Source organism: Alphaproteobacteria bacterium (genome assembly GCA_024244705.1).
GTDB lineage: Bacteria > Pseudomonadota > Alphaproteobacteria > JAAEOK01 > JAAEOK01 > JAAEOK01.
Map to the genome: position 1 here is coordinate 25,663 of JAAEOK010000108.1, position 12,245 is coordinate 37,907.

Genomic DNA, 12,245 nt, shown 5'->3' on the forward strand with positions numbered 1-12,245 from the left:
GTCTCTGCGTTGTGTTTGGATACCCTTCTGCCGCCTGTCAACGACCCGGCGCCGATTACGGCCGACGCTACCGGTACAGCCGCGCCATTGCGGCGTCGGCCATGGCGAGGCGGCGGCGCAGGAATTCGCGGGTCCGTTCCTGGCCGGCGCTGTCGTCGCGCGCCCACACCGCGAGCGTGGCCAGGAACAGCAGGGTCAGGCCGACCTCTTCGATTTCGCGGCGACGCCCGGTGGCGTCGAGCCCGGCGGCATCGCGCAGCCAGTGGATGGTCCGCGACAGGTTGAAGATCAGCGGCACCCAGTGGTGGGGGTGGGACGGATAGATCTTGGCGCGGATCATTTCGACCGAAACCTCGCGGTGCGGCGCCAGGGCATCGAACCAGCGGGTGAGGACGAGGGCGAGCCGCTCGCGCGCCGGCAGCGCCGCGAAGCCCACGCGCTGCGGTGCCGTCATCGCGGCCCAGGCGCGGCCGAACCAGGCATCGGCGACGGCGTCGATGTCGCGGTAATGGGCGAGGATCTCGGGCAGGCCGACGCCGCAGCGCTCGGCGACGAGGCGCAGGCGCACGCCCTCCCAGCCCGCTTCCTCGGCCAGCGCCAGGGTTTCGTCGACGACCCGGTCGGCGAGCGCCGCCGGCGGCCGTTTCGCTTTGCTCCTCGGAGTCTTTTTCGCCATCGCCGGTTCGAAATCGCGGTCCGCTGTGGGGGGCCGAGTATAGGCCAAATAGCGCCGACGGGCGACCGCCGGCAAATCTCTCCGGCGTGTGACTCTTCCCACAGCGCGGCCCGGGCGTTCGCCCTAACGTGCGCGGACGACCGGCCAGCGGCCGCGTCGAGGAAGAGCGTGATGGCTGAATTCGACACCTGGGACAGGCACACCAACAAGCGCCTGGCGACCCTGCATCCGAAGATCCGCCGCGAAGCCTGCGACCTGATCAACGCGGTCGCGCGTGAGACCGGGGTTCGCCTGCGCGTGACCCAGGCCTACCGCTCGTTCGCCGAGCAGGACGCGCTGTTCGCCCAGGGCCGGACCGCGCCGGGCCGCATCGTCACCAAGGCCAAGGGCGGCCAGAGCTATCACAATTACGGGCTCGCCATCGACGTCTGCGAGATCCGCGACGGCGCCGCCATCTTCGACTGCCCCTGGGACCGCATCGCGCCGATCGCCGAGGCTGCGGGCTGGGAATGGGGCGGCCGCTGGACCTCGTTCCCCGACAAGCCGCACTTCCAGAAGTCGTTCGGCCGAACGACGGTCGAACTCGCCCAATTGCACGAGACGGCGCGCGACGACGATGGCTATACGCTGATCGGGTGACGGGGCGCCTGGCCGACGACGGCGACCGTCCCGGCCGGCGCGCGCGCCATGGGCGTCGTCTCGGTGCCGCCGGCGATCGCACGGGAGCGAGTCCCGCGTTGACTCGGGCGCGCGTCCTTCGCGGACTCAGCCGGCGATATCACTAGATTCCGTCCGTCGACTATTCCGTGTGACAACGGACGTCAGATCTCGCTTAGCGGCCGAAATGTGCCGACGTCTAGCTATTCCCGGACGACTTTCACTGCTCGGTCACTCTTGGCCAGCGATCGCAGACTAAGAAATTGAGGCTGAAGCAACCCATTGGGCCAAACCGGTCCAAGAAGCAAAGAACGCCATTATGCAATGTGTCGAATTAGGACGTCGGATGCCCTGAACCGCCCACCCGACAAACCCAGTCGGTGAGTGAGATGAAAAATCCGGGAAATCTCGGCCGAAGGTTTCGGGGGCCGAAACTCAGTCGATGAACGAGCCTCTTACGGCGAATGCCCGCTTCGACCCGGCGGAGAGCAACAGCGTAATCGCAGGCGCGGTAGCGGCGGCTTTTCCGAACTTGCTCACAAACTCGCGACGGGCCTTCGTACGTGCGTCGAGTTCCTCGTGCTTGGTCACATGGCTACGAGCTTCCTTATCCTTCATATTCTTTTCCCCCTCCAAATCGATTATAGTCCAACGCCAACCAATTGTCTTAGCTATACCCTGCGACTAATCGGCCGTCAAGCGGACCGACCAGGGGCAAGGCGCGCGAATCCCACCGAACAGAATACCGCGGAAAGAGACATCCGTCGTGGCAAGCCTAGACGAGCTAAGTGATCGCACCCGATGCGAGCGACCGGCGCCCCGCGATTTCCCGCGAAAACGCCTGAACCCGGGACCAAGCCTCCTCGTTGTCGTAGGGTACGAGTACGACGAAATCGCCTGGACGCGCCATACGGAGACAGGCATCGAGCGCCTCACTCTCGCCCGGGATAAGCGTGACGTGGTTGGCCGGAACGCCCATCTCGATGAGTCCCTGCTTCATCAGTTGCGGGATCTCTTCAGGCCTGCGGCCAAAACGGTCATCCCAGTGATACAGGACGTAGTGGTCGAACCAGCCCGCCATCATGCGCCCGATGTCCATAACCTGGCGATCGGTGCGGCCGCCGCCAACCGTCATCAGTCCGATCCGCTGACCGTCGACGGGCACGTCCTTGATGGTCCTGTAAAGCGTCCGAAAGCCGGGCTCGTTATGCGCCCAATCCATCAGCAGGCGGAAGGGTAATCCGTCGAAGAAATTCATGCGCCCCGGCGAAAGCGCGAAGCTGCATTTAAAGTCGCGAAGCCCGCGATCGATTGCTTCGATAGAGACCCCTATGCCATAGGCGATGGCTGCCGCGAACATCGCGTTCTGTACATTGTGCCGGGCGCGGCCGTCGAACGTGGCCGGAAGATCGCTCACCGCCAGCGCAAGCCTCGGCGTGCCCGCGTCATGGAGTACGATGCTCTCTCGACCAGCGACATCCTCGAGGCGGACCGCGCGACCACCGCCGGCAATGTGCGCTTCGACCAGTGAGCACACGGACGCCATCGTCACATAGCAGATATGGCGGGCGGAACAACTGGCCGCCATTGCCACGCAGAGCGAATCGTCGGCATTCAGCACGACGGTATCGTCGGCGGCCTCGGCCACGATCCGCTTGAGACCTGCCAGGGCCTCAAGGGTCTCGATACCACCCTCTCCGATATGGTCCTCGTCGATATTCAGTACCGCAGCGACTGTGCAGCGGTGGAAGCCGAGGCCGCTTTCCAATATCCCTCCCCGCGCGGTTTCCAGCACCGCGATCTCGACGCCGGCATTACCGAGGATGGTAGCGGCGCCATTGGCCCCGGCGGCTTCACCTTCAATCACGCGCTCATCATCTACGAACGCGCCGTCCGTAGTCGTCATGCCGACCGCGCTGCCGGCGGTGCGAGCAATGTGGGCAACCATCCGCGTCGTCGTCGTCTTGCCGTTGGTACCGGTAATCGCGGCGACCGGAATGCGCGCGTCCTCGGGATCGGGGTAAATGGCGTCGACGATCCGTCCCGCGACGTCGCGCGGCGAGCCGACGCTGGGGGCATAGTGCATGCGCAGTCCGGGACCGGAATTCACCTCGCAGACCACGCCGCCAACTTCGCGATAGGAGAGCGAGATATCGGGCGAAATGAAATCGACGCCGCAGAGCCTCAGACGCATTGTCCGGGCCGCGCGAATGGCGATTTCTCGATTGTCGGGATGAACATCGTCGGTGACATCGATCGCCCAGCCGCCGGTGGAGAGGTTCGGCGTCGCACGCAACCGGACTTTCTGTTCGTGCTTGGGGACCGAGCCAAGCGTCATGCCTTGAACCGCGATGGTGTCTTCGAGGTCTTGATCGATTTCGATCGTCGTCAGGACGTTCCAATGGTGGGGCGCGCGGCGTGGATCCCTGTTGAGCTCATCAATCAGGTCGCGTATCGAGCTCTTGCCATCGCCGACCACGTGCGCCGGATTCCTTTTGGCGGCGGCAATCATATCGCCATCGAGGATCAGGAGGCGATAGTCATTTCCCGCCGCGTAGGACTCGACAACGGCCGAAGAATCGTGCGCAAATGCCGACGCGGCGGCCGCCCGAATCGCACTCGGTTCGTCAAGCCTTAGTGACACGGCACGGCCGAAGTCGCCGCAAGTCGGCTTTACGATGACTGGCCCGCCGCCGAATGACTCGGCGGCCGCGACCGCCTGGTCCGCGGTTTCGACCCGTCGTTGCTCGGGGACGGGTATTCCATGGTCGCGGAGGATCTGAACCGTTTTCGACTTGTCGACGCTGATGTCGACCGCGTCCGCGGCCTCGATGTCAAGGCTCGAGCCATGGATCAGGCGCCGCCTCGACCCCTGCCCTAACTGGATCTCCGCATCGTGGAAAAGCTGAGCCGGGATACCGCGGCGGCGCGCTTCCCGGAACAGCGCCGCCGCCCCGGCGGTAAGGCGTTCCGCCTGTGCCAACTCATAAAAGGCGCCGATCGCGGTCTCGAGATCGAAACCGTCTTCGCATGTGAAGGTCGAAGGACAGGCTCTCGCCGCGGCACCGTTCAAGGTTTCTATAGCGAGAATACCTGCCGCAAGGCCGATGATCGGATCCTCGCAGTCGAAGCACAGGTCGTACCGGTCGGGCTCAGAGCTTGCTGAGGCCTGATGCCATCTGAGCGAGGCGCCTGTCGTTTCGTTCTGTAGATGCACGGACAGACGCGCGACAAGAGATGCCCAGTCGAGCGCGGTCGTCGGAATCGTATCTGGCGGTGCGAGCGATCCGGCCTGGCCCTGTGAAATCCCTGCAAACCAGAACTCGAGGACCCTCGAAGCGAGACCGCGATCGTCGATGTCCGATCGTGCGATCTCGACTTCGAAGCGAACCGCGGCCTGCGACGCGAATAGATTGGGTCCCGAATAAACCGTCGATTGCTGCATGACGATCATGGACCTGGCCGTCACGGTCTTTGCCGATCGTCAAAGCTGTCCTTGTCAAAGGGTGACAGGTTCGCCGCCTTCCTGCGAGCCGCGGGCCTCGATGGCAAGCGACCGGCCAACCCAGACGTTGTTTGTAAGACGGGAGTGGTGTCCCCCAGCGTCGGTTTCTTGGAAGGTCGCACAGCATGCCCCCGCATTGCCCAGATGCCCTGCCTGAAGTTGGCCGCCCCACCGAATCTCGCATCAGATCAGGTCTTGCCATATACCCACATGTTCTCAGGACTATTGCAACGCCCTGATTCGTCGGCCGTTGAAGAGGACGAGTCGGACGACGGAATTGGCCCAGCTCCGCGAGACCGCCCAGGACGACGACGGCTATGCGCTGATCGGGTGACGGGGGCATTTCGTCCGTCACTCCGGGCGCGCCCCTAGCGCACCAACACCACCCGCCGGTAACTCGGCGCCTCGGCGATGCGGCCGGCGGCGGTTGTCCTCGCCCGGCGCGAGAGCGTAGGGTATGATCGGCTCACGTCGCAACGAAGTGAGCCGTGAATCACACCCTAACATTTTGAATTAGAGCAAGATTCACGTTTCAGTTCGACTCGATCTGAAACGATCTTGCTCTAGTCTGTGGCCCGAACGGGTTTTCTCCGGGCAACAGCGGAAGGTCATCATGAGCGGACTATTCACACTCGACGGCCGGGTCGCGTTGGTGACCGGCGCGTCGCGCGGCTTGGGCAAGGCGGTCGCCGATGCCATGGCGGCGGCGGGCGCCCACGTCGTCCTCGCCGCCAGGGGCGAGGACGCCTTGGCGGAAAACGCCGCGGCCATCCGGTCCGCCGGCGGCGCGGCGAGCGTCGTTGCCATGGACGTGACCGACGAAGGCTCGGTCGTCGACGCAGTGGCCCGAACGGTCGCCGAGACGGGCCGGCTCGATATCCTCGTCAACAATGCCGGTATGGCCCACCGCAGCCCTGTCCTCGATACCGATACCGCCGGCTGGGAGGCGGTGGTGCGGACCAACTTGACATCGTCGTTCATGCTCGCCCGCGAGGCCGGCCGGCCGATGGTCGAGAACGGCTGGGGGCGGATCATCAACATGGCCTCGATCATGTCCCGGGTCGCCCGGCCCGGCATCCCCGCTTACGTCGCGACCAAGCACGCCTTGGCCGGGCTGACCACGGCGCTGGCGGTCGAGCTCGGCGGCCATGGCGTGACCGCAAACGCCATCGGGCCGGGCTATATCCGCACCGAATTGACCGAACCGCTTTACCAAGACCCCGATTTTTCGGCGATGATCGAAAGCGGCTGTCCGGCGGGCCGCTGGGGCCGCCCGGAGGAGGTCGGCGGGGTCGCCGTCTTCCTCGCTTCGGACGCCGCCGCCTATGTCAACGGGCACCTGCTGATCGTCGACGGCGGCATGACGGTGAGCCTGTAGGAAGGCGACCACGGCGCCGGGCTCGCCTACCGCCCAAGCACGACCCGTCGATAACTCAGCGCCTCGGCGACATGAGGCCACCGGTGTTGCCTGACCGCGTGCGCACGAGGCGACTCGCGCGGAAGAGACGTGTCTGTGGGGAATCTCATAGCGACGGCGCATCTATCGGTCCACCCTCGGAGGCAATCCAGAGGTTCTTTGGATTCCATCGATTCCCACTCGCCGGAGGGTCGAAGATGTTTATGACCAATAGATCGTTGAGGGTTTCACAGCTCGATCGCAGCGTCGGCACAGGTTGGTTGCCGCCGCCGCCGGATCTTCGCGATTACACGGAGGCGCGGCCGGAGATCGCCGTCATGGCCAAGAAGCTTGGCGTGGATAAGGACGTCCCGCTGCCCGCGAAGGTCGACCTAAAGAAGTTTTGCTCACCCATCGAGAGCCAACTCGAACTGGGGTCGTGCACGGCCCAGGCCGCGGTCGGGATCGTCGAGTACTACCAGCGCCGCGCCTTCGGCGAGCACATCGAAGGCTCCCGGCTCTTCGTCTACAAGACGACGCGCAATCTCATGCAAGTCGAGGGCGATACGGGGGCATGGTTGAGGAACGCCATGGGGGCCTTGGTGCTCTGCGGCGTTCCGGACGAAAGGTATTGGCCCTACACGGATGCCGATCCCGATTTCGACAAGGAACCCGAGAGCTTCGTCTATGCCGTGGCGGACAATTTCGAGACGCTTCACTATTTCTCGCACGAACCCCCCGGACAGAACGTCTCGGGCGACGCGGTCCTGGCGAGCGTCAAGAAGTATCTGGCCGCCGGCATTCCGTCGATGTTCGGCTTCTGGGGCTTCGATTCCTACGAATCGTCCGACGTGAAAGGCGGCATACCGTACCCGTGCCCCGAAGAGAAATCGGACTGGGCCCATGCCGTCGTCGCGGTCGGCTACGACGACAAGAAGAAGATCAAGAACACGATCTGCGACAAGACCACGACCGGCGCCCTGCTCATCCGCAATTCCTGGGGAGAAGAATGGGGCGACAAGGGTTACGGCTGGATGCCGTACGCCTATGTGGAGGACAAGCTGGCGTTGGACTTCTGGTCGCTGCTCAGCATGGAGTGGGTGGACACCCAGGAGTTCGGCATCTGACCGGACGACGGCGACGGCCCCTCACCGCGCCAACACCACTCTTCGATAGCTTAGCGCCTCGGCGATGTGGCGGCGGGCGACACCCGCGGCGCCCTCGAGGTCGGCCAGCGTGCGGGCGACCCGCAGCACCCGGTGATAGCCCCGCGCCGACAGCTTGAGCTTGCCCACGGCCTCGGTCAGCAGCTCGCGTCCCGCCGCGTCGGGGGCGGCGACCGCCTCCAGCAGCTCGCCGTCGGCGTCGGCGTTAGTCCGCACCGGCGGGTCGGCGCCGGCGTGATCGGCGTAGCGTTCGCCCTGGACCGCGCGGGCATAGGCCACACGCTGGGCGATTTCCGCCGAGCCCTCGGCCGGCGGCGGCAGCGAGAGGTCGTTGGCGCTCACCGCCGGCACGTCGACATGGAGGTCGATGCGGTCGAACAGCGGCCCCGAGATCTTGGCCTGGTAGTCGATGGCGCAACCGGGCGCCCGCGAGCAGGCCAGCGCCGGGTCGTCGAGGTGGCCGCAGCGGCACGGGTTCATCGCCGCCACCAGCTGGACCCGCGCCGGATAGGTGACGTGGTGGTTGGCGCGGGCGACGACGACGCGCGCCGTCTCCAAGGGCTGGCGCATCGATTCCAGGCTGGCGCGCGAGAACTCGGGCAGCTCGTCGAGGAACAGCACGCCGTTGTGGGCGAGCGAGATCTCCCCCGGCCGGGCGCGTTGGCCGCCGCCGACCAGCGCCGGCAGCGAGGCCGAATGATGGGGATCGCGGAACGGCCGCCGCCGCATCAGCTTGCCGCCCTCGAGGGCGCCGGCGACCGAATGGATCATGCTGACCTCGAGCGCCTCGGCCGGGCTGAGCGGTGGCAGGATGCCAGGCAGGCGCTGCGCCAGCATCGACTTGCCGGCCCCCGGCGGGCCGATCATCAACAAATTGTGGCCGCCCGCCGCCGCCACCTCGAGGGCGCGCTTGGCGCTCTCCTGGCCCTTGATGTCGCGGAGGTCGGGGACGCCCGCCGCGGAATCGTCGAGCGCCGGCTCGGGCGGGGTCAGGGTCTGGCGGCCCTTCAGGTGGTTGATCAACGCCAGCAGCGAGGCCGGGGCGAGGATCTCGATGTCCGGCGCCCACGCCGCCTCGCCGCCGCAGGCGGCGGGACAGATCAGCCCGCGCCCGGCATCGGCGGCCGCGATCGCCGCCGGCAGCACGCCGGCGACCCGGGTGATGGCGCCGTCGAGGGCGAGCTCGCCCAAGACCGTGTAATGGGCCAACTCGTCGGCCGCCACCGCCTCCATCGCCGCCAGCAGGCCGAGCGCGATCGGCAGGTCGAAATGGCTGCCCTCCTTGGCGACGTCGGCGGGCGACAGATTGACGGTGATGCGCTTCGGCGGCAGGGCGAGGCCGATGGCGTTCAAGGCGGCGCGCACCCGCTCGCGCGATTCGGCGACCGCCTTGTCGGGCAGGCCGACGATGGTGAAGGCGGGCAGCCCCGAGGCCATCTGTACCTGGACGTCGATGTCGAGCACCGCGATGCCCTGGAACGCGACCGTGTTGACCCGCGCGACCATGCCCTACCCTTGTTCAACCGCAAGGCGATTGTAGAGGCGGGACCGCGGAGCGGCTAGGGGGTCGGGTGGGGATTTGGCGACCATAAGCCGCCATAAACCTACCGCCAACTACGGTCCCGTATTACACACCGGTCGATCATATCGCCTCGCCCCCGGCGGCGGCAGTCCTTGGATTAGGGTTCGATACCCTCGACCCTCCCGTTCTTGTCGAGAGGAAATGACAGGAACGGAATATGGAGAGCCCCCTCTTTCTCAAACAAATCGGTCTCGGGATGAGTTTTCCGCAAGAGCGCAATCAAGTCTTGCTTCAGGTACCCGCGAACAAGCTCATTGCTGATTCTGATGAGTGAAGAAGTCGTTCTTTCTTGCTCGTATTTTTCTGCTTGCCGGTATTTTTCTGTCACTGCCAAATCAATCGCCTGGTAAAGCCACCATGCATTCGAGGCCATTAGCAAGACAAGAAGTCCGGCGCACGTCCATTTCCACACGATGACTCCAATCCTCAAAGTGGCAAAGATGATTGGCGATGACCTAAAGCTTGGGTGTTCACTTTCTAGTGTAGCTAAGCGGCTTTAAGGAATAGTTGCGAGTCCATCTGCCTTCTGCGGGCACCGGTTTGTTCCATTACAATTAGCCATTGTTTGCTGCCCGCTCGCGCGATTCGGCGACCGCCTTGTCGGGCAGGCCGACGATGGTGAAGGCGGGCAGCCCCGAGGCCATCTGTACCTGGACGTCGATGTCGAGCACCGCGATGCCCTGGAACGCGACCGTGTTGACGCGCGCGACCATGCCCTACCCTTGTTCAACCGCAAGGCGATTGTAGAGGCGGCGGCGGGCAGCGGCTAGGGGCTCGGGTGGGGCGGCGGTGCGCGGCCACGCCGATTTCATCTTGGCCGCGCCGCCGGTGGGCCGATCATCAGCACCATTAAGCCGCCGATTTTTCAATTGCGTGGCCCGGAATTCGACCAACGTAAAACCATTAGGCGCTACTCATGCTAATCGATTTCTAACGTTTGGATGCCTATCGTGCGGCTGAGGAAGAGATTGATATGAATGAAAAAGCAGAGGCCATCCGAGGGGCTGTTTTCGAAGTAATCGAGCTACTTGCGCATGCTTCGCTGCAATCAAAGTATGAAAAGGATGTTCCAATCGCCAATGTACCGGCGGAACTCTTCTGCATGTTCTGCGATGACCTATATCACCCAAAGAGCCAATCCTTCCTCGATGCATTCAATGAGGACGAAACGAAAGACTTGGCAGTCCTCTACGGTTTATTGCATCACGCATCTCAGACAATCAAAGATTCGGAAATGCGTTCGGTAGCTGACCTTCAGAAGCGACCGGAATGGCGCGTGGTCATGAACTTTGCGAAGGAGTTGGAGGCAAGGTTCGGCATCTCAAGAAATACGCATTCCCGCTGATTTCTGCTCCTAGCCATCCGCAAGCTTGGTCAATCGCAAATTTCAGCAGCAGGTATTGGCCGCCGCCGCACCGCGAGGGCGCGCTTGCCGTTCTCCTGGCCATTGAAGTCGCGGCGGTCGCGCCTCTGCCGGTCGCGCCTCTGCCGGTCGCGCGTTCCACTCCCGTTTCTGCTATCGTCGGTGGCTCTCGATCTCGGGAGAGTTGCCATGCCCCGCCTCCGAACGCTCATCGTCGCCGCGCTCGTCGTGCTTGGCGCGCTGTTCGTCGCCGCATGCATGCCGGCGCCCCAACCGCCGACCGAGATCGCCTGGGGCACATCGCGGGCCGGCTCTTCCGGCGACCGCGCGCTCAAGACGCTGGCCGCAATGCTCAACCGCAAGATGCCCGACTACCGGATCGCGGTCGAACTCACCCCGGGCGCGATCTATACGGTCAAGAGCTTCGCCACCGGCGGCTTCGACGGCTATTACGGCTCCGACGTGGCGTTCTACGAGCTCGCCAACGACGTCAACCGATTCGCCGGCTTCGAGGCCGAGATCACCCGCCAGCCGGTGCAGTCGTTCTGGGCCTACACCTTCGACATCGGGCTCGGCATCCATGCCCGCGACCGCGACAAGTTCACCGCCTGGGGTGACCTCGCCGGCCAGCCGGTGTTCACCGGGCCGGCGCCGTTCGACACCCGGGCCCAGCTCGAGCGCGCCTTCATCGCCCTCGGCATCGACCACGATTATCGCGAGGCCGAGCTCCACGAGGCCCACGACGCGCTCGACGCGGGGCACCTCGCGGCGATCGGCGTTTACGCGACCGCGGAGCACACCACCGCGCCGTGGATCGCCGCCGGCACGGCCGACACCGACTGGGTCCCGCTCAACCCGAGCGCGGACGAGGTCGCCCGGCTCGAGGCCGCCGGCTTCGAGGTCACCCGGGTCGATCCGGCCGCCTTCGGCATGGCGGCGGATTCGGTCGACGAGGTCATCGGCGTGCGCCTCCATTATGGATTCCATGTCGGGCTCGAGGTGCCGGCGGACGACGTCTACCGCATGTTGACCATCATCGAGGCCAACGCCGCTGCGCTGACCGCGGCCGACGGCGCCTTCAAGCAGCTCGAAACCGACATGCCGGGGATGCAACGCCGCGGCGTCGCGTCGGCGGTCGCCTTCGTCCCGGTCCATCCCGGCCTGGCCCGCTATATGCGCGAGCGCGCCGTATGGGACCCGGCGTGGAACGATCGTATCGCGACCGCGGATTGAATCCGACCATTACGATTTCGCCTTGGCCGCGCCGCCGTTGCTGTGGGATAGTCGGGCTCTGCCGTTGGCTGGGCGGCTTGCATACCGAAACGACCCAGGGGAGGACCACGACATGAGCCGCGACCAACATCTCGACGCCTATGCCCGCGGCTGGCAGGCGGGTGACATCGGCACCATCATGAGCAGTCTGGCGGACGGCTACGTGTTCGACGTACCGACCTCGGGCAAGATTCCCAAGGACGGCATGGAGGCTTATTTCGGCGAGTTCTCGGCGGCGATCGCCGACATGTGCGGCGGCCCGGCGCCGGACCCGTTCATGGAACTGACCGAAATCGTGACCGCGGACGACGGCGAAACGCTGACCGCCTGGTGCTGGTGGGCGATCCCCGGCACGCCGATGGGCGGCGGCGGACTGATCAAGGTCGGCGACGACGGCGTCCGCTCAGAGATCATCACTTTCTACGCCCCACCGGCGGAGCCCGGCGGCTAAGGCATCGGGCGCAGCAACAAGGGAGCATGACAATGAAAGACGAACCTTCAAACGTGGAAACCGAAACCGATCCCGAACGGACAGAAGCGCGCCGCGCCTTCCTCAAGAAGGCCGCGCTGTCGTCGGCCGCGGTGCCGGCGGTCACCCTGATGCTGTCGGCCGGCGCCAAGGCGGGCG

The 12,245-nt window shown here is 64.9% G+C and carries 13 protein-coding genes; 7 read left to right on the forward strand and 6 right to left on the reverse strand.

Features of this window, described 5'->3' with window-relative positions; genetic code table 11:
• Positions 1–67: 67 nt before the first annotated feature.
• Positions 68–676, reverse strand: a complete 609-nt coding sequence (locus tag GY791_19780; protein ID MCP4330640.1) for a hypothetical protein — start codon at positions 674–676, stop codon at positions 68–70.
• A gap of 171 nt (positions 677–847) precedes the next feature.
• Between GY791_19780 and GY791_19785 the strand changes: the two genes are divergently transcribed.
• Complete coding sequence (locus tag GY791_19785) at positions 848–1,315, forward strand: M15 family metallopeptidase (protein ID MCP4330641.1); 468 nt, start codon at positions 848–850, stop codon at positions 1,313–1,315.
• Between the two features lie 453 nt (positions 1,316–1,768).
• Here the strand turns inward: GY791_19785 and GY791_19790 are convergent, their stop codons facing one another.
• Complete coding sequence (locus tag GY791_19790) at positions 1,769–1,951, reverse strand: hypothetical protein (GenBank protein MCP4330642.1); 183 nt, start codon at positions 1,949–1,951, stop codon at positions 1,769–1,771.
• A 166-nt stretch (positions 1,952–2,117) separates the two neighbouring features.
• Entirely contained in the window at positions 2,118–4,802 is a 2,685-nt protein-coding gene (locus GY791_19795; protein MCP4330643.1) for a cyanophycin synthetase, read from the reverse strand.
• A 646-nt stretch (positions 4,803–5,448) separates the two neighbouring features.
• Here GY791_19795 and GY791_19800 point away from each other — a divergent pair.
• Together GY791_19800 and GY791_19805 are read left to right on the forward strand one after the other, a co-directional pair.
• The gene (locus tag GY791_19800) at positions 5,449–6,216 is read left to right on the forward strand and encodes an SDR family oxidoreductase (protein ID MCP4330644.1); all 768 of its coding nucleotides are present in this window, start codon (positions 5,449–5,451) and stop codon (positions 6,214–6,216) included.
• 236 nt (positions 6,217–6,452) lie between these two features.
• Complete coding sequence (locus tag GY791_19805; protein MCP4330645.1) at positions 6,453–7,361, forward strand: cysteine protease; 909 nt, start codon at positions 6,453–6,455, stop codon at positions 7,359–7,361.
• Between the two features lie 21 nt (positions 7,362–7,382).
• Here the strand turns inward: GY791_19805 and GY791_19810 are convergent, their stop codons facing one another.
• From GY791_19810 to GY791_19820, 3 genes are all read right to left on the reverse strand, one after another.
• Positions 7,383–8,906 (reverse strand): YifB family Mg chelatase-like AAA ATPase, encoded by a 1,524-nt coding sequence (locus GY791_19810; protein MCP4330646.1) that lies wholly within the window; start codon positions 8,904–8,906, stop codon positions 7,383–7,385.
• A gap of 173 nt (positions 8,907–9,079) precedes the next feature.
• Positions 9,080–9,394 carry a hypothetical protein gene (locus tag GY791_19815; protein MCP4330647.1) on the reverse strand — a complete coding sequence of 105 codons (315 nt, stop codon included), beginning with the start codon at positions 9,392–9,394 and terminating at the stop codon, positions 9,080–9,082.
• Between the two features lie 142 nt (positions 9,395–9,536).
• Entirely contained in the window at positions 9,537–9,695 is a 159-nt protein-coding gene (locus GY791_19820) for a hypothetical protein (protein ID MCP4330648.1), read from the reverse strand.
• 224 nt (positions 9,696–9,919) lie between these two features.
• On the opposite strand from GY791_19820, the gene GY791_19825 reads away from it, so the two are divergent.
• From GY791_19825 to GY791_19840, 4 genes are all read left to right on the forward strand, one after another.
• Positions 9,920–10,327: a hypothetical protein gene (locus GY791_19825; GenBank protein MCP4330649.1), complete on the forward strand. Its 408-nt coding sequence runs from the start codon at positions 9,920–9,922 to the stop codon at positions 10,325–10,327.
• A gap of 207 nt (positions 10,328–10,534) precedes the next feature.
• On the forward strand, positions 10,535–11,578 hold the full coding sequence (locus tag GY791_19830) for a TRAP transporter substrate-binding protein (GenBank protein ID MCP4330650.1): 1,044 nt from the start codon (positions 10,535–10,537) through the stop codon (positions 11,576–11,578).
• A gap of 112 nt (positions 11,579–11,690) precedes the next feature.
• Positions 11,691–12,068, forward strand: coding sequence for a nuclear transport factor 2 family protein (locus GY791_19835; protein ID MCP4330651.1), 378 nt, complete (start codon positions 11,691–11,693; stop codon positions 12,066–12,068).
• 32 nt (positions 12,069–12,100) lie between these two features.
• Positions 12,101–12,245: hypothetical protein (locus GY791_19840; GenBank protein MCP4330652.1), on the forward strand; the 145-nt coding region annotated here is incomplete at its 3' end.

What these genes read in the sequence shown, in the direction of transcription:
- GY791_19780 (MCP4330640.1), bottom strand. Translation starts at nt 676, where the DNA reads ATGGCGAAAAAGACTCCGAGGAGCAAAGCGAAACGGCCGCCGGCGGCG.
- GY791_19785 (MCP4330641.1), top strand. Translation starts at nt 848, where the DNA reads ATGGCTGAATTCGACACCTGGGACAGGCACACCAACAAGCGCCTGGCG.
- GY791_19790 (MCP4330642.1), bottom strand. Translation starts at nt 1,951, where the DNA reads ATGAAGGATAAGGAAGCTCGTAGCCATGTGACCAAGCACGAGGAACTC.
- GY791_19805 (MCP4330645.1), top strand. Translation starts at nt 6,453, where the DNA reads ATGTTTATGACCAATAGATCGTTGAGGGTTTCACAGCTCGATCGCAGC.
- GY791_19810 (MCP4330646.1), bottom strand. Translation starts at nt 8,906, where the DNA reads ATGGTCGCGCGGGTCAACACGGTCGCGTTCCAGGGCATCGCGGTGCTC.
- GY791_19820 (MCP4330648.1), bottom strand. Translation starts at nt 9,695, where the DNA reads ATGGTCGCGCGCGTCAACACGGTCGCGTTCCAGGGCATCGCGGTGCTC.
- GY791_19830 (MCP4330650.1), top strand. Translation starts at nt 10,535, where the DNA reads ATGCCCCGCCTCCGAACGCTCATCGTCGCCGCGCTCGTCGTGCTTGGC.
- GY791_19835 (MCP4330651.1), top strand. Translation starts at nt 11,691, where the DNA reads ATGAGCCGCGACCAACATCTCGACGCCTATGCCCGCGGCTGGCAGGCG.